The organism is Zunongwangia profunda SM-A87, assembly GCF_000023465.1.
GTDB lineage: Bacteria > Bacteroidota > Bacteroidia > Flavobacteriales > Flavobacteriaceae > Zunongwangia > Zunongwangia profunda.
The window spans coordinates 1,238,140-1,255,629 of sequence record NC_014041.1 but is presented as its reverse complement, the minus strand read 5'-3'; the positions used below and the strand labels follow the sequence as shown (position 1 = coordinate 1,255,629).

17 protein-coding genes are annotated in these 17,490 nt (G+C 35.3%); 10 read left to right on the top strand and 7 right to left on the bottom strand.

What is annotated here, in order from left to right; translation table 11 throughout:
- Positions 1–321: 321 nt before the first annotated feature.
- Both ZPR_RS05485 and ZPR_RS05480 read right to left on the bottom strand, forming a co-directional pair.
- Positions 322–2,415 carry an amino acid carrier protein gene (locus tag ZPR_RS05485; RefSeq protein WP_013070642.1) on the bottom strand — a complete coding sequence of 698 codons (2,094 nt, stop codon included), beginning with the start codon at positions 2,413–2,415 and terminating at the stop codon, positions 322–324.
- A 94-nt stretch (positions 2,416–2,509) separates the two neighbouring features.
- Complete coding sequence (locus ZPR_RS05480; protein WP_013070641.1) at positions 2,510–3,487, bottom strand: PLP-dependent cysteine synthase family protein; 978 nt, start codon at positions 3,485–3,487, stop codon at positions 2,510–2,512.
- Positions 3,488–3,625: 138 nt separating this feature from the next.
- On the opposite strand from ZPR_RS05480, the gene ZPR_RS05475 reads away from it, so the two are divergent.
- Positions 3,626–4,066, top strand: coding sequence for a copper resistance protein NlpE N-terminal domain-containing protein (locus ZPR_RS05475; protein ID WP_187288260.1), 441 nt, complete (start codon positions 3,626–3,628; stop codon positions 4,064–4,066).
- Between the two features lie 119 nt (positions 4,067–4,185).
- Here ZPR_RS05475 and ZPR_RS05470 read toward each other — a convergent pair whose 3' ends face one another.
- The gene (locus ZPR_RS05470; RefSeq protein WP_013070639.1) at positions 4,186–5,418 is read right to left on the bottom strand and encodes an ABC transporter permease; all 1,233 of its coding nucleotides are present in this window, start codon (positions 5,416–5,418) and stop codon (positions 4,186–4,188) included.
- A 13-nt stretch (positions 5,419–5,431) separates the two neighbouring features.
- On the opposite strand from ZPR_RS05470, the gene ZPR_RS05465 reads away from it, so the two are divergent.
- Positions 5,432–6,682 (top strand): exo-beta-N-acetylmuramidase NamZ family protein, encoded by a 1,251-nt coding sequence (locus ZPR_RS05465; RefSeq protein WP_013070638.1) that lies wholly within the window; start codon positions 5,432–5,434, stop codon positions 6,680–6,682.
- Positions 6,683–6,708: 26 nt separating this feature from the next.
- The gene (locus ZPR_RS05460; protein ID WP_013070637.1) at positions 6,709–7,317 is read left to right on the top strand and encodes a class I SAM-dependent methyltransferase; all 609 of its coding nucleotides are present in this window, start codon (positions 6,709–6,711) and stop codon (positions 7,315–7,317) included.
- Positions 7,318–7,333: 16 nt separating this feature from the next.
- Here ZPR_RS05460 and ZPR_RS05455 read toward each other — a convergent pair whose 3' ends face one another.
- Positions 7,334–7,828 (bottom strand): YkgJ family cysteine cluster protein, encoded by a 495-nt coding sequence (locus ZPR_RS05455; protein WP_013070636.1) that lies wholly within the window; start codon positions 7,826–7,828, stop codon positions 7,334–7,336.
- A 20-nt stretch (positions 7,829–7,848) separates the two neighbouring features.
- On the opposite strand from ZPR_RS05455, the gene ZPR_RS05450 reads away from it, so the two are divergent.
- On the top strand, positions 7,849–8,556 hold the full coding sequence (locus tag ZPR_RS05450) for a class I SAM-dependent methyltransferase (RefSeq protein ID WP_013070635.1): 708 nt from the start codon (positions 7,849–7,851) through the stop codon (positions 8,554–8,556).
- A gap of 25 nt (positions 8,557–8,581) precedes the next feature.
- Positions 8,582–9,370 (top strand): zinc metalloprotease, encoded by a 789-nt coding sequence (locus tag ZPR_RS05445; RefSeq protein WP_013070634.1) that lies wholly within the window; start codon positions 8,582–8,584, stop codon positions 9,368–9,370.
- 72 nt (positions 9,371–9,442) lie between these two features.
- Here ZPR_RS05445 and ZPR_RS05440 read toward each other — a convergent pair whose 3' ends face one another.
- The gene (locus ZPR_RS05440) at positions 9,443–9,640 is read right to left on the bottom strand and encodes a hypothetical protein (RefSeq protein WP_041578709.1); all 198 of its coding nucleotides are present in this window, start codon (positions 9,638–9,640) and stop codon (positions 9,443–9,445) included.
- Positions 9,641–9,650: 10 nt separating this feature from the next.
- Complete coding sequence (gene recQ, locus ZPR_RS05435) at positions 9,651–11,846, bottom strand: DNA helicase RecQ (protein WP_013070632.1); 2,196 nt, start codon at positions 11,844–11,846, stop codon at positions 9,651–9,653.
- A gap of 85 nt (positions 11,847–11,931) precedes the next feature.
- Here recQ and ZPR_RS05430 point away from each other — a divergent pair, with 85 nt between their 5' ends.
- From ZPR_RS05430 to ZPR_RS05410, 5 genes are read left to right on the top strand one after another with little or no spacing between them, the layout of a single operon-like run.
- A complete protein-coding gene (locus ZPR_RS05430; RefSeq protein ID WP_013070631.1) occupies positions 11,932–12,897 on the top strand; it encodes a KpsF/GutQ family sugar-phosphate isomerase in 966 nt (321 codons plus the stop codon).
- The gene (gene tatC, locus ZPR_RS05425) at positions 12,897–13,727 is read left to right on the top strand and encodes a twin-arginine translocase subunit TatC (protein WP_013070630.1); all 831 of its coding nucleotides are present in this window, start codon (positions 12,897–12,899) and stop codon (positions 13,725–13,727) included. Before ZPR_RS05430 ends, tatC begins: the two co-directional genes overlap by 1 nt.
- Before the next feature lie 3 nt (positions 13,728–13,730).
- Positions 13,731–14,087, top strand: coding sequence for a carboxymuconolactone decarboxylase family protein (locus tag ZPR_RS05420; RefSeq protein ID WP_013070629.1), 357 nt, complete (start codon positions 13,731–13,733; stop codon positions 14,085–14,087).
- A gap of 40 nt (positions 14,088–14,127) precedes the next feature.
- On the top strand, positions 14,128–14,868 hold the full coding sequence (gene lptB, locus ZPR_RS05415; protein ID WP_013070628.1) for an LPS export ABC transporter ATP-binding protein: 741 nt from the start codon (positions 14,128–14,130) through the stop codon (positions 14,866–14,868).
- A gap of 8 nt (positions 14,869–14,876) precedes the next feature.
- Positions 14,877–16,760 carry an asparagine synthetase B family protein gene (locus ZPR_RS05410; RefSeq protein WP_013070627.1) on the top strand — a complete coding sequence of 628 codons (1,884 nt, stop codon included), beginning with the start codon at positions 14,877–14,879 and terminating at the stop codon, positions 16,758–16,760.
- On the opposite strand, the gene ZPR_RS05405 is transcribed toward ZPR_RS05410, so the two are convergent.
- A complete protein-coding gene (locus ZPR_RS05405) occupies positions 16,730–17,461 on the bottom strand; it encodes a CDP-alcohol phosphatidyltransferase family protein (protein WP_013070626.1) in 732 nt (243 codons plus the stop codon). The two genes, ZPR_RS05410 and ZPR_RS05405, sit on opposite strands and share 31 nt — an antisense overlap.
- Positions 17,462–17,490: the final 29 nt, after the last annotated feature.

Here is a 17,490-nt window from a genome sequence, read left to right as displayed (position 1 = left end):
ATATCCATTATACCTACCATTCTGGATTCGTTATTATTTTAAAGACTTTTTATGTATGCCTATAGTTTTTGGATGTTGTTTATTGATTCTTCAATGGATAAAAAAAGATCCACTATATAACATTCCAATACTACCGATAATAACTTTAAGCTTTCTTTATTCCATCTATTTTGAGTTAATCCTACCATCGTTCATGCAGCGATATACTGCTGATCTTCTGGATGCCATAATGTATTTTTTTGGCGCCTTTCTTTTTTATAGCATCCAGCATTTAGAAAAAACTAACTAAATTATACAGAATTGAGATAGCATACTATTTACTTAATCTGCCTTTTCGAATTTTGGATTAATAAAAATCTCATTATTACGTAATCGCTTCATATAATTTTTTAGGTCTCCACGGATTTCAGAAGACATTACATACAATCCAATAATATTTGGAAAAGACATTGCTAAGATCATCATATCAGAAAAACTAAGCACTGCACCTAAACTTGCCGAAGCTCCCACCACCACAAATAAAAGAAACATGATCTTATAAATTAGTTCTGATTTTTTACTTCTTCCAAAAAGATACGTCCACGAGCGCATGCCGTAATAAGACCAGGAAACCATTGTTGAAAATGCAAATAAAAAAACAGCGAAAGCAAGTACCGCAGGAAACCAGGAAATTACGCTCCCAAAAGCATCAGCAGTAAGTTCTACCCCCCCCATACCGTCAACTTCATGCATTCCGGTAAAAATAAGCACCAAAGCTGTCATCGTACAAACAACCATGGTATCTATAAATGGTTCAACCAGCGAGGTAAAACCATCAGCAATGGGATTTTTAGTCTTAGATGCACTGTGGGCAATAGCAGCAGATCCAACCCCAGCTTCACTAGAGAATGCCGCCCTTTGCAACCCTACAATCAACACGCCTATAAAACCGCCTTTCATGGCACTGGCTGAAAAAGCCCCATCAAAAATTGCATGAAACGCATTACCTATATTTTCAATATTGGTCCCTATTACCACAAAACATCCTAAAATATATACAATGGCCATGAACGGCACTACCTTCCCGGTTACTTTAGCAATACTGTTAATACCACCAATAATTACAATTCCTACCAAAACGGCAAAACCTAAACCAAACCAAAATCCATGACCTTCTAAAAAAGGAATCTGGTCTGAAACAATTTTAAATGCCTGGTTAGATTGAATCATATTTCCCCCACCAAAAGAAGCTCCTACACCCAAAACAGCGAATAAAATAGCCAGTACTTTACCGGCTCCTTTCATATTTCTTTTTTCCAGTCCATATCGCAGATAATTCATTGGACCACCAAAAATCCGTCCTTCTTCATTAATATGGCGATATTTTACTCCAAGTGTGCACTCCACAAATTTTAAAGACATGGCGAAAAAACCAGCAATAAACATCCAAAAAGTCGCTCCTGCTCCCCCTAAAGAAATAGCAACTGCTACCCCTGCAATATTCCCTAATCCAACAGTTGCTGAAACCGCCGTTGTCATTGCTTCAAAATGTCTTATTCTCCCAGGAGCATCCGGATTATCATATTTTCCTTTCGCAAGATCTATAGAATGCGTAAAACCTCTAACATTTATAAAACCAAGACGAAACGTAAAAAAAATACTTCCTAAAATAAGCCATATTACTATAAAAGGGATAGAGTTCTTACGCACATCTCCATTAGGGTACAATACAGGTTGTGGGGAATCGTAAATTATATTTGCTAATTGATGTGCATTTTGTTCTATCACATCTTCTTTATTGTCTGGATTAAAAATAATTGCACCTTCTTTTACCGCATGCTTTAATGTTCCGCCAGCTGGCGCGTAAACAGGAATTTGTTCCTCATTTCCTTTTTGCACAACAGCAATTTTATCTCCTTTTTCAATTTTTCCGCCTTCTTGAATTAACCAGTTTTGTAGCGTATATTTTTTCTTGGTTTTAGCATCAAATTCAGGAATTAAAACAGGTCGTTCATCGGTATACACTACAGGATCATAAAGTCCTAAAGGTTCGAACGGGTCCCAAAATAAGATTCCTTCTAAAAAATCTACAGCCGGTTGGGCGCGGCTATTTACTTTTTCGGTAATAGATGAAGCTTCAATTTTAAAACTCTTTTTGACCTTCTCACCGTTAGCATCGGTCACTGTTACCTGGTGCGTTAAGCCTTCTATAAAACCTGTAGCTTTTTTAGCATCCAAAGGTGTTTCTTTTTGGCTCCATTTATATTGATAGGGCGGGGTTCCTCCTTTCACCTTCACTATTGCTTCAGCATCGTTAATCTCTTGAGAAGGATTATTCGTGGCCACCGAAACCTGAAAATCAGCTTCGTTTTGTGCTATTAATGAAGTAAAAAAGCATTGGATTAATAAAAAACAAACAATGTAGTTTCTTCGCATAAATAATTAGATTAAATTATAATTCAGTCGTTATTTAATTTATTTTCTTTAGCAAGAATCTTCGGTAAGGTATTACTGCAACAGGATTTATTCTCTATAAGAATCCCTGTTTTTTCATCCACTCATCATTAAACATTTTTCCCACATATCGGCTACCATGATCGTGAAATAGTACCACCACAACATCATCTTTTTCAAAATGCTCTTTTAATTGTAAAAGTCCTTTTGCTGCGGCTCCGGCAGAATTACCTAAAAAAAAGCCCTCTTCTCTTGCCAGTTTTCGGGTGTAGATGGCAGCATCCTTATCGGTTACCTTGGTAAATCCATCGATTACACTAAAATCCACATTTTTAGGTATAATATCCTCCCCTATACCTTCGGTAACATAAGGATAAATTTCGTTTTCATCAAATTCGCCGGTTTCGTGATATTTTTTAAACACAGATCCATAAGTATCGACCCCCCAAACTTTGATCTTAGGATTTTGCTCTTTTAGATATTTTCCAACACCAGAAATAGTTCCTCCAGTACCAACACCAACGATAAAATGAGTGATTTTACCATCGGTTTGCTTCCAGATTTCCGGACCGGTGCTTTCGTAATGTGCCTTGGTATTGGCAAGATTATCATACTGGTTTACATACCAGGAGTTTGGTGTTTCTTCAGCCATTCTTTTAGCTACAGAATAATAACTTTGAGGATCGTCTGGAGCTACATCGGTTGGACAAACTACAACCTTACTCCCTACGGCTTTTAGAATATCCGTTTTTTCCTTGCTTTGCTTATCAGACATTACACACACCATTTTATAACCTTTTACAATCGCGGCTAGTGCAAGTCCCATACCGGTATTACCGCTAGTTCCTTCAATAATAGTTCCGCCCGGTTGTATTAATCCTTTAGCCTCAGCTTCTTCAAGCATCTTTAAAGCCATACGGTCTTTAACTGAATTACCGGGATTAAACGTTTCGTATTTAGCCAGGACAAGCGCATCAATTTCAGCGGTAAGTTTGTTCATTTTCACCAAAGGCGTATTCCCAATGGTTTCCAGGATATTCTCAGCGTAAGTCATGCAATTTTTTTTGGATTCACAATGTAGGGAATCCAAAAGGATAATTCTGTTTAAGAAAAATTAAAACTTGCTATTAAATTTTAATAATTTTTTAGATTTGAATTCTGGAAAATGAATATACTTTTGCGCAAAAAAATCATGAGAAATTTTATTGCACAACAGGTTATCTTTCTTGGGATTACCTCCTTATTATTTAATATTTCCTGCCAGAACGAAAAGAAAGAAAGCAATCTGGATTCTCAAAGCGAATGGCAAGAAAAAAGTCCCAAACAAAAATGGGATTATACCGGCAATTATCAGGTAACTTTACCCTGCGCCGATTGTAAAGGAATCATCGTTAAACTGCAATTAAAAAAAGATAACTCTTATAGAATTGTACAAAATTACAACGAAAATGATAGCGTTGCAGGTGATATTAAAACCGAAACCGGCCAATATCAATGGAGCGAAAATGATTCTTTGATTATCCTGAATAATCAGAAATTTAAAGTATCAGACAATGTTTTGTCCTGGAAAAATCCTGAAGTTGACAGAATCAAAAAAGATAGCACCAAAAGTTATACGTTACGTAGAATATAAAAGGACTAAATATTCCAGCGCAACTTAATTCCCCCTATCCGGATTACTACAATAAAGTTTTCTAATGAAAAGAAATAATTAGACAGGTAGGGTAATAAAATTCTAAAATTTGATAAATTTTACTCGAATTTTATCGATTTTACTGGCGATATTTTAGCGATAATCATCGAAGGGATAAGCAACATTAGCATACACAGAATAAGCGTCCCGGCATTCACGGCCAAAATATAATCCCAACTTATATAAATAGGAACTTCGCTTACATAATAGGTCTCTGGATTTAAAGGAATTAATTTAAAATACTTCTGGATAAAAAGTAATCCCAAACCTATCACATTCCCCCAAAATAAGCCAAGCAAAATGAGGTAGCCCGCATTATACAAAAAGATCTTTCTAACCGACCAATCCTGGGTTCCCAATGCTTTAAAAATACCTATCATTTGCGTACGCTCTAAAATAAGTACTAGCAACGCAGTGATCATATTTATCCCGGCTACCAAAATCATAATGCCGATAATCAGGGCAATATTAAAATCGAAAAGGGAAAGCCATTCAAAAATATTATAATATTTCTGGCCAATATGCTGCGCGTCCAAAAACGACCCGGTGTTTAGATAAACCTCGTTCCATTTTTCATCCAGCTGATCAAAATCATTTATAAAAACTTCAAAATTACCAACCTCGTTGTCCTTCCAGCCATTTAACTTTTGGATATGTCGTAAATCAGCAATTAAATACAGTTCATCAAAATCCTGAAAACCTGAATCATAAATTCCAACAATTTTAAATCCGCGCACAAAAGGGCGGTCCCTGCCTTCCCTAAGAAAATAAGTAGGCGCGCGATCCCCAACTTTTAAATGTAACCGGTTTGCAAGATATCTGGAAATTAAAACCTCATCATTAAGATTGGATGAATAATCGGGTAATTTTCCTGCAACTAAAAAATCTTTAAAAAAAGACCAATCATAATCGGTCCCTACTCCTTTTACAATTACTCCTTCAAAATCATCTGCAGTTCTAATGATTCCTGCTTTAGTAGCGGTACCCTGTACGTGCGTTATTCCAGAAACCGCATTAAAATCTGGATAAAAATCCTGGTCCTTAGAAACCGGCTCTAGCGTAACTTCACTGCTATTATTATCGTAATTGGTAATAATAATATGCCCGTTAAAAGCTGCTATTTTATCCCTGATTTTCTTTTGCAACCCCAAACCTGTAGCAAAAGATACCAGCATCATCACCACTCCGATTGCAATTGCAGCAATGGCAATTTTTATAATAGGCGAGGAAATACTACTTTTATCTTTATTGGCGCTTATTAAACGCTTAACTACAAATAATTCAAAATTCAAGAGCTACAATTATATGATTAACCGGTTATTCAAAAGTACATTTTTATTCACTCTTATCGTAATTCTTTCTTGCGGAAACGTAGAAGCCGATAAAAATAGAACTCAGTCCTCTTCAACGAAAAATAAGAATCATATCAATTCTTCCGAAGAAATAATAGAGGATATTGTTGTGGGTGCTAATCAAACAGATTTATACATGCCATTGCTACACGGCAAAAAAGTTGGAGTAGTAGGAAATCAATCCTCCTTAATACTTAATAAAAATAAAGAGTATGTGCATCTGGTCGATTCGCTTCTGGCACTCAATGTAGTGCTAAAAAAAGTTTTTGCACCTGAACATGGTTTTAGAGGAAAAGCCGATGCTGGTGAAAAAGTGGAAGACGGCAAAGATCCAAAAACAGGATTACCTGTAATTTCCCTATATGGAAATAATAAAAAGCCTAAACCCGAACAATTAGAGGATATCGAGATATTGATTTTTGATCTTCAGGACGTCGGGGCTCGCTTTTATACCTATATTTCGTCGTTACATTATGTAATGGAAGCCTGTGCTGAAAATAATATTAAACTTTTGGTTTTTGACCGCCCAAACCCTAACGGCCATTATGTAGATGGACCGATTCTCGAAAAAGAATATCAAAGTTTTGTGGGAATGCATCCTATTCCCGTTGTACATGGTTTAACGATGGGAGAATACGCCAAAATGATCAATGGGGAAAACTGGTTAAAAAACGGTATTCATTGTAATCTGCAAGTAATTAAAATGAGTAATTACGATCACCAAAAAAAATATAGTTTACCGGTAAAACCTTCTCCTAATCTACCCAATGATAAATCTATAAACCTTTATCCTAGTCTTTGTTTTTTTGAAGGAACCAATGTTAACGCCGGTCGCGGTACCCATAAACAATTTCAGGTTTTTGGGTCCCCTTTTTTAAATGCTAAAGAGTTTTCGTATACGTATACGCCAATATCAATGGATGGCGCAAAAAGCCCTAAACACTTAGGCAAAAAATGTTTTGGTGAAGATCTTAGCGAAAGTACGTATTTAAATAAAATCAACTTAAAATGGCTTATAAAAGCATATAATAACACTGCAAATAAAGCCGAATTTTTCAATAGCTTTTTCACTAAACTTGCCGGTACAGAAAAACTACAAAAACAAATAGAAAATGGCCTAAGCGAAGAAGAAATTAGATCAACCTGGAAAAGCGGATTAAAACAGTTTAAGATAAAACGAGAACAATATTTGCTATATCAATAAAAAGAAAAACTATAGAAAATGAATGGTTGCAAAGATGGGAAGATCGTTTTCAAAAAGAGGAATACGCCTACGGAATTGAACCAAATAAGTTTCTAGCACAGCAACTTAACCACTTTAAACCGGGAAAAATACTTTTTGGGGCTGAAGGTGAAGGAAGAAACGCCGTTTATGCAGCTAAAGAGGGCTGGAATGTTTCAGCTTTCGACATTAGTACTGAAGGTAAAAATAAGGCCTTAAAATTGGCAAAATCAAATCAAGTTCATATTGATTATAGGGTTGGTCATCTCCCCGATTTAAAGTTTAAACCTAACCACTTTGATGTTATAGCATTAATCTACGCTCATTTTCCTGCCGAAATTCGTAAAAAATTCCATTCAATAGTAAGCACTCATCTTAAACCAGGTGGTCGTATTATTTTTGAAGCTTTTGGAGAACATCATTTAAAATATCTTAAAGAAAATCCTAATGTTAGTGGCCCTAAGGATCAGGCTTCTTTATTTTCTAAAAAGGAAGTACAGAAGGATTTCAAAGATTTTAAAGTGATTCTTTTAGAAGAAAAGCCTGTAGCACTTCAAGAAAGTTTATATCACAATGGCACCGGATCTGTACTCCGTTTTATCGCAGAAAAGTTATAGTTCAAAATTATCGAATTTAAACTTTTATCCGGCGTTTCATTTCTTCTACAATATTAAAAGCAGCAGGGCAAATAGCGGTATTTTTGATAGTAAGATTCGATATTTTATGAAAGTCTTTTCTATCTGTATGGGGATATTCCCGGCAGGCTTTTGGTCTCACATCGTAGATTAAGCAGTAGTTATCATTTCCTAAAAAAGTACAGGGAACATTTTGCAACACATAATCTTTATCTTCGTCTACTCTAAGATACTGATCGATAAATTGCTGTGGCTTCAGTTTTAAAAATTTACTAATGCGTTCTATATCTTTATTTGTAAACAGCGGTCCCGTAGTTTTACAGCAATTTGCACAGTCCAAACAATTGGTTCTAGCAAACTCTTCCTCATGCATTTGTTGCATTTTAACGTCTAAATCTTTTGGTGGTCGTTTCTTTAGCTTAGAAAAAAACTTTTTATTTTCCTTCTGCTTATCTTTGGCCTTTCCCGGCAGCTCTTTTAAAATTTCCTGCATGCCGCAAAGATAATAAGATTATGAAGGAAAAAGATATCTTCGGAATGGCGATGAAAGCCTATTATTTCAAAAAAGATAAAACTCCGATTATTGTACATTCGCCAGATTTTGACGATGACGAGATTGCCATTGAATACCTTTTCAGGGATTTTTCTGAAATGCCAAAAACCGAGCAGCAGGCGTTACAACTCGCCTACGGAACTGTGCTTGATGTAGGTTGCGGTGCTGGAAGTCATGCACTTTATCTTCAGCGAAAAAATTTTAAGGTAAAAGCGATTGATACTTCTGCGGGTGCCATAGCCATTGCTAAAGAACGCGGGGTTATTAATGCTGATGTAAAAGATTTTTATGCCGAACATGAAACATATGACACCTTATTGTTTTTAATGAATGGAACCGGAATTATTGGTAACCTTATAAATACCGATAACTTTCTAGCTATCTGTAAAGAAGTGCTAAAACCGGGGGGGCAGATTTTAATCGATTCTTCAGATCTTAGTTTTCTCGAAGATGAGGAAGAACCTAATAATGATTTAGATCGTAAGTATATAGGAGAAATTGATTTTTGTATAAGCTATAAAGGAGAAAAGTCCAATTATTTTCCATGGCTCTATATGGACTTTGAATTGCTTAAATTAGCAGCCGAAAAAAATAATTTTAATTGCGAATTAATAGTCGAAGGAAAGCATTACGACTATCTAGCAAAACTTACCATTAGAAATGATTAAATTTGAACACTATATTATATAATTCATGAAGAAGTTTTACAAGTATTTTTATACACTTTTCCTATTTGTAGCAATCACCTCTTGTTCTAGTGATGGCAATGGGATCGATGATCCTACTGATGACGAACCAGCAATCGATCGATCATTAAATAAAAAAGGACTTGGGGATTCTGCCCATGACCTATTAAGCGATGATACTTATACTTCGATTAAAATCGAAGTATTATATGTAGATGGCTATCAGCCTACCGTTGCGGCTATGAATAATTTTAAGGCATTCCTGGAAGAACGGGTTTACAAACCTGATGGCATTTCTATTAGTTCCCGACCAGTGGCGTCATCAGGCCTTGCACCTTTCGAAATTCAGGAAATTGTAGATATCGAAGATAAGGAGCGAAGTTTCTATAATGTAGGCGACGAAATTAGTATTTATATTTATTTTGCTGACGGCAGCAACGAAGATGATACGGATCAACGTTATGTTCTGGGATCGGCTTATCGTAATACCTCCATGGTTATATATGGGGAGACTATAAATAAATTTGCAAACAGAGTAAATGCGCCTAGCAAAAGCGTGATAGAAACTGCGGTGTTAAATCACGAATTTGGGCATTTATTTGGCTTGGTAAATGTTGGTACCGAACTTCAAAGTGATCATGAAGATCCTGATTCTGATGGGCATTGTACTGAAGAAAAATGTTTAATGCGCGCTTCTTTAGAGTTTGGTACGGGCATTATCAATCAGATTCGTGGTACACCTCCTGAACTTGGACCAAAGTGTATTGCTGATCTTCAAGCAAACGGCGGAAAATAATAGACTGTTTTAATATATAAAAAAGCCTTTTTGGAAATCAAAAAGGCTTTTTTATTATTGTTTTATGAGCAATTATTTTTTCTCAAGTTTTTTGTTTTTCGCAAATCCAATAATCGAAACTACTAAAATACCAATAGCAACTCCGTTTAAAAATCCTCTCCAGGTATCTGTAAACATCTCTACTTTAAAAGAAACTACACTAACCACTATTAAAGCTAACCCTAAAATTAGTAGTATTAGTGCTTGTTTATTACTTGAATTTCTTAGCATTTTATATTTTTTAGTTTGCGACTTCACTTATAAATTTGATTCTAAATAAGCGAAGTTCCTCATCATCGTAATCTCCATCAAATTCTTCAAGTGCGGCTTCAATTTTATCGGTTTCAGCTTCCAGAAAATATTCATGTAATTCTTCCTGCTGATCCTCATCCAAAATTTCCTCAAGATAATAATCGATATTCAGCTTGGTTCCACTATATACAATAGCTTCCATTTCTTTAATAAATTCAGGCATCTCCATACCTTTAGCTGAAGCGATATCGTTTAGTGGTAATTTTCTATCCACACTCTGGATGATAAATAATTTTAAACCACTATTTGCTCCTGTCGTTTTTACGACTAAATCGTCTGGACGAATAATTTCATTATCCTCTACATATCTTGCGATAAGGTTCACAAAATCTTTACCGTATTTTTTAGCTTTTCCCTCACCAACACCATGAATATTTCCTAGCTCTTTTAGATCTACGGGATATTTAAGTGCCATATCTTCTATAGACGGATCCTGAAAAACCACGAATGGTGGAACACCGTTTTTCTTGGCCACTTTTTTTCGTAGTTCCTTTAGCATGCCTACTAATTTATCATCGACTCCGGTTGAAGCTTTAGATGTTACAGCGGCATTATCGGTATTTTCATCAAAAATATGATCGTGAGTCATCATAAATGACTCGGGCTGCTTTAAAAACTCTTCCCCTTTTGGTGTTAATTTTATTACACCATAGGTTTCTATATCTTTTTTAAGATAGCCAGCAACAAGTGCCTGCCTGGTCAACGCCATCCAAAAGCTTTCGTCTTTATCTTTCCCTTTTCCAAAAAGAGGATTAGCATCGGTTTTATGCGATACAATTAAAGCGTTACTTTTCCCCATAAGGGTCTTTACTACTTCTTTGGATTTGTATAACTCCTTCGTGTCCTTAATTACTTTTATGAGAAGTTCTAACTCCTCTTTGGCCTCGTGTTGCTTTTTAGGATTACGAACATTATCATCCATCGACGCACCATCTCCTGTTTTTTCGTCGAATTCTTCACCAAAATAATGAAGAATAAATTTTCGACGCGAAATCGAAGTTTCTGCATAAGCCACCACTTCCTGAAGCAATGCGTGGCCTACCTCCTGCTCTGCAACAGGCTTACCACTCATAAACTTCTCTAACTTTTCAATGTCTTTATAAGCATAAAAAGCCAGGCAATGTCCTTCTCCGCCATCACGCCCGGCTCTACCCGTTTCCTGATAATAACTCTCGATACTTTTTGGAATATCATGATGAATTACAAAGCGTACATCAGGCTTATCTATTCCCATTCCAAAAGCAATGGTAGCGACTACAACATCTACTTCTTCCATCAGGAACATATCCTGATGTTTCGACCTTGTCTTAGCATCTAAGCCAGCATGATAGGGAATAGCATTTATTCCATTTACCTGAAGCGTCTGCGCAAGTTCTTCTACCTTTTTTCGGCTAAGACAATAAATGATCCCGCTTTTACCATTGTTTTGTTTTACAAAACGAATAATATCCGCATCAACATTTTTTGTTTTCGGTCTTACCTCGTAATACAAATTAGGCCGGTTAAAACTTGCCTTAAAGGTTTTAGCTTTTGGTATCCCAAGATTTTTAAGAATATCTTCCTGCACTTTTGGAGTGGCAGTAGCGGTAAGGGCAATAATTGGAATATTCTCTCCAATACGTTTAATAATTTGCCGCAAATTCCGATATTCAGGTCTAAAATCATGTCCCCACTCGCTTATACAATGCGCTTCATCGATAGCCAGAAAAGATATCTTTTGCTCTTTTAGGAAATCAACATAATCTTCTTTTGTAAGCGACTCTGGCGCTACATAAAGTAGCTTGGTCACACCGTTGATAATATCCTCTTTTACCTGTTTTACTTCCGTTTTATTAAGCGAAGAATTTAAAACATGAGCAACGCCGTATTCCGAAGAAATTCCACGAATGGCATCTACCTGGTTTTTCATTAAGGCGATTAGGGGCGATACTACAATTGCTGTTCCTTCTTCAATCAATGCAGGTAGCTGGTAGCATAGGGATTTACCTCCTCCTGTTGGCATTATTACAAAAGTATCGTTTTTATGTACGATACTGGCCACAACATCTTCCTGAAGACCTTTAAACTGGCTAAAGCCAAAATATTTCTTCAGTTGTTTATGTAAATCAATTTCAGTCAAACTCATTCAATTGTGTTACAATTTTACATACATTTGCACATCTAAATATACATATTTCTTTAGTATCTGCAATCCTTAATTATTTCAAAATTTGAAACTTCAGCAAAAAATTTTAAATGTCGCCAAAGAAACTGTAAAAATCGAAGCTAAAGCGATTGCAAATTTAGAACATCTTATTGATAATGAATTTGTAGAAGCCGTAGAAAATATTTATAATTCTAAAGGAAGGGTTATTGTTACCGGTATAGGAAAAAGTGCAGTTATAGGTAGTAAAATCGTTGCGACCTTAAATTCTACCGGAACTCCAGCCATATTTATGCATGCTGCAGATGCTATACACGGGGATTTAGGCATTATTCAAAGAGACGATATCGTTATATGTATTAGTAAAAGCGGGAATAGTCCTGAAATTAAGGTGTTAGTTCCGTTTATTAAGGATTTTCATAATACGCTTATTGCCATCACTGCCAACAGAGATTCATTTTTAGGAAAATCATCAGATTTCATCTTGAATTCTTATGTAGAGAAAGAAGCTTGCCCTAATAATCTGGCCCCAACAACAAGTACTACCGCACAATTGGTTATTGGCGATGCTTTAGCTATTTGTTTGTTAGAATTAAGAGGTTTTTCAAAGGAAGATTTTGCGAAATATCATCCAGGCGGCAGTCTGGGAAAAAAACTATATTTGCGCGTTAAGGATATCGCACAGCAAAATATGAAACCAAGTGTTTCTCCAGAAACCACCGTTACCGATGCCATCATAATTATTTCTGAAAATATGCTGGGAGTAACTGCTGTTTTGGAAAATGATAAAATTGTTGGTATTATAACCGATGGCGATATTCGTAGAATGCTAAAAAACAATGACGAATTTAAGAACCTTACCGCTGGTGATATCATGAGTACCTCTCCTAAAAGTATCGATGAAGAAGCTTTGGCTACCCAGGCACTCGATCTTCTGGAGGAAAATAAAATATCTCAATTATTAGCTACCAAAAACGGAAAATACAGTGGGGTGGTTCATATTCATAATTTAATAAGAGAAGGAATTTTATAATGAAAAAAATAGGACTGCCCCAACAAGAGGAACCAGAAATGTCTTTTTTAGATCATCTTGAAGAGTTAAGATGGCATCTAATACGAGCTGTGCTCGCCGTAGTTATTGCGGCAACTGTAGCTTTTTTTCTGAAAGGCTTTATTTTTGACATCCTTCTCTTTGGCCCTAGTAAAGGTGATTTCTGGTCGTACAATATGCTCTGTAAATTATCCGAAATGGTAGGAATCGATGGTGGTTTTTGTTTTGAGGAGCTGCCATTTACCATACAGAGTAGAACCATGGGTGGCCAGTTTTCTGCACACGTATGGACCTCGATAACCGCCGGTTTTATTATAGCCTTCCCTTTTGTAATCTACGAATTTTGGAAGTTTGTGGCACCGGCAATGCATGAAAATGAACGTAAACATGCCAAAGGCTTTATTTTTGTAACTTCATTTTTATTCTTTTTAGGTGTCCTTTTTGGCTATTATGTAGTAACCCCATTATCCATCAACTTCCTTGGGAAGTATCAGGTTAGTGAACTGGTATTAAACGAATTTGACTTAAGTAGTTATATCAGCCTGGTAAGGGCTTCGGTAATCGCAACAGGACTTATATTCGAGCTTCCTATCCTTATTTATTTTCTTACAAAAGTGGGCGTGGTCACCCCTCAATTTTTAAAAACATATAGAAAATACGCACTGGTAATTGTACTCATAGTCTCTGCGGTAATTACACCTCCAGATATTGTAAGTCAGATTATTGTTGCTGTACCGGTACTTATACTTTACGAGGTAAGTATTATTATTTCGAATATTATTTATAAAAGAGAAATTAAAGAAAAAAGTTAGGCTATGATCAACCAGGTTGACGAATTTAATTCGTACCGCCAAAAAATGAACGATAAAATTCTTGGAGAGAATAATAAAGTTCTAAAACGTATTTTTAATTTAGATACCAATGCTTTTGCTGAAGGAGCATTAGATAAAAAAACTAAAGAGCTTTTAGGTCTTGTTGCATCATTGGTGTTACGTTGTGACGACTGCGTAAAATACCATTTAGAGAGCAGTTTTAATGAAGGTTTAAAGCGTGAAGAAGTAATGGAAACTTTAAGTATTGGAACCTTAATAGGAGGCACTATCGTGATTCCTCACTTAAGAAGGGCCTTTGAATACTGGGAATCTTTAGAACAAGCAAATACCGAAAAATAAATCGGTATAATTTATGTTTATACTGAATTAAACCTCTAGCATGAAATTAAGAGCCGACGATCTTATAAAACAATACAAAGGAAGGAAAGTAGTAAAAGGAATTTCCCTTGAAGTAAATCAGGGTGAAATTGTTGGGCTCCTGGGACCTAACGGAGCCGGAAAAACAACCTCTTTTTATATGATTGTCGGACTTATAAAACCAAACAGTGGCAGTATCGTTCTTGATAAAGAAAACATTACGAATTTCCCTATGTACAAAAGGGCCCAGCATGGGATTGGTTATCTGGCTCAGGAGGCTTCCGTTTTCAGAAAATTAAGTATAGAAGATAACATTATGAGCGTTTTGCAGCTTACCAAGCTTTCTAAAAAAGAACGCCATATGAAAATGGAATCCCTAATTGAAGAATTTGGCCTAAATCATATTCGTACTAACCGTGGAGATCTTTTAAGTGGTGGGGAGCGGCGTCGTACCGAGATTGCTCGTGCCCTGGCAACCGACCCCAAGTTTATTCTTTTAGATGAACCTTTTGCAGGTGTAGATCCTGTTGCGGTGGAAGATATTCAGCGCATTGTAGCGCAACTAAAAAATAAAAATATCGGGATCCTAATTACCGATCATAATGTACAGGAAACTTTGGCAATTACAGACCGCACATATTTAATGTTTGAAGGAAGTATTCTTAAACACGGTATCCCGGAAGAACTTGCCGAAGATGAAATGGTTCGAAAAGTCTATCTTGGCCAAAACTTCGAACTTAGAAAGAAAAAGCTTTTTCAATAATTACAAAGTTGAAATATCTAATTTGTCAAAACCCTATAACCAAAGAGTCCTTAGCTAAACTTCCTTTAGAGTTTGAGTTAAAAACTTTTAATGATTTTTATATAATCTATGAAAAAGGACTTTCATTAATAGAAGATGAGAATTCAATTGCTCTCATAGATGGCTATGTAGTTGATCATGATTCTCAAGGAACTAAAGATATTCAAACCCATAATTTTCTAAAACATCTTTGCTCGAACTGGCCAATGGCAGAAAATTTCTCTGGTTCCTTTTCAATTAGTCTTATTGATAAGCGAGAGAATCGATTAATTTCTTGTAATGATCCAGTAGGTCCGTACCCATTATACTATTTAAAAAGTAAAAAGACAGTTATTGCAGTTTCCAATAACATTTTATGCTTAGGCTGGATATTTGATCTAGAAAAAGACGAAGTTGGAATTTATCAAAGACTGGTAGGACCTGAACTAAGTAATATAGGCAGTCGTACTATCTTAAAAAATGTAAAAAGACTGCTACCTGGAGAAAAAATTATTTTTAAAAATAGTACTCATACACATCAATTTGATAACACACTATATTCTAAATTAGGCAGTAAAAATTCCAATTTACCTTATGAAGCAAAAAATCTTCATAACCTAATTACTAAAGAGATTGATTATTTAACCAAAAGTGCCGATGAAATTAATTTAGCCTTAAGTGGCGGATTGGACAGCAGAATCCTTCTTTCCGCCATAAAAGAACAGAATTTAAATTGTCTTACCTATGGAAATGCTAAATATTATGAAACGAAGTTAGCGAAAAAACTCGCTAAGAAAAAAAAAGCAACTTTCAGGAATTTCGATGATAAAAAATATATTTTCCCAGAACCCCATTTGTTAGAAAAATATGTACTAGAGACAGAAAGTGTTTTTATAACTAATTGGTTAGCCATTCTCGAGAACACAGAAACAAAAAAAAATAGAAACTATCTATTGATTGGTGATATGTGTGAATCTATACCTGGTAGGAATATAGGAAAGTTCAATTCAAAATCCATGAGGAAAAAAACTTTCCTAAAAACCCACTTCTTGAAGAATGATTTTGAGTTTACCAAAAACTCTGTAAATGATTTTCATAACTGGAAAGAACAAATAATTAAGAGATTCATGTTTTTCTATCAACCTATTTCTTTACAAAATTCAAATTTTGTTATTTCTATAGAAGAATTACATAAAGAATTAAACAAAGATTTAAACGAATTATTTGATAGAATCTCAGCTCATAAATTACCATACATTGAATTACTCGAAGAGCTCTTTAAATGGTATACGCATTCCCGAAGTGGCATGAATAATCAATTAACCCTATGTAATAGAAAGTTTAAATCGCTATCTCCAACAATGGGAATGAAATTATTAAGATGCACCAGCAATATCAATCCAAACTTGAGATTAGGTAATAGATTAATGGATGCTATCCTAAAAACAAATAAATCGAATAAAACATTAATTTTAATACCTACTAGCCAAGCTCCCTTTGTGTCCCAAAATGCTCCTAAGTTTTTTAAATTTCTTAGCTGGGGAATGAGAAGTTATATTGACAGCTTTCTCATTAAAAGAATTATGAGAAATAAAAACCCTAAATTAAGATACAGACTCTTACCTTCCCATAACTGGGTTAAAACTTATATTGATGAGAAAAATTTAGAGAAATTTCAAGATTACTTTTCCAATAAAGAAATAGGTGAGATTTGGTATAACAAATTAGTGAAAAACTTCAATAGTAAAAGAAAACTAGAAACCTGGCCATTCACTAATACAGTTTTCATAAGCGCTTCTGCTTTGAATAAAGAATTAGAGCTTATTAAAAATTTTAAAACAACTCAAGATTTAATTAAGGATAACAACACATAACTCAATATAATCATCGGTATTGCTAAAAACTGAAATAACACAATTAAAACCACACAAAGAATTAGGAAAATATATCTAATCTCATTTCCTTTAAAACCCCAGTTTTTAAATTTTAAGGCAAACAAAGGTAGTTCAGCATTCAAAATAATCACACTAATAATTGTTAGCGCAAAAAGAAACCATTCATTTAGAATGATTCCGGTAGCAAAACTATTGGGTTGATAAGTCAAGATTAAAGGTAATGAAAGGATCAATAAGGCATTTGCCGGTGTTGGTAGGCCAATAAATGAGTCGGTTTGGCGATCATCTACATTAAATTTCGCCAATCTATAAGCTGAACCTAAAATGATTAGTAAACCAAAAAGAGCTAAGGGATTGAACGTAAATTCCAGCCAATTGGTATCAGCCGTCCATTGCTTTACACCATCATCACCTGGCAATGCCATAGTGAATAACTGAAACATCACAATTCCCGGCACTACACCACTGGTCACTACATCGGCAAGGGAATCTAATTGTAAACCCACATCACTCTTTACATCTAAAGCTCTGGCTGCTAATCCATCAAAAAAGTCGAAAAAAATTCCTAGTGCTACAAAGAAAGCCGCCGCCACCAAATTTCCCTGAACGGCAAAAATTACGGCAAGACTACCACTAAATAAATTACAAAGCGTTATTAGATTAGGTATATATTTTTTCATTGATTGGCTAAATTTCAGTGCAACTAAAA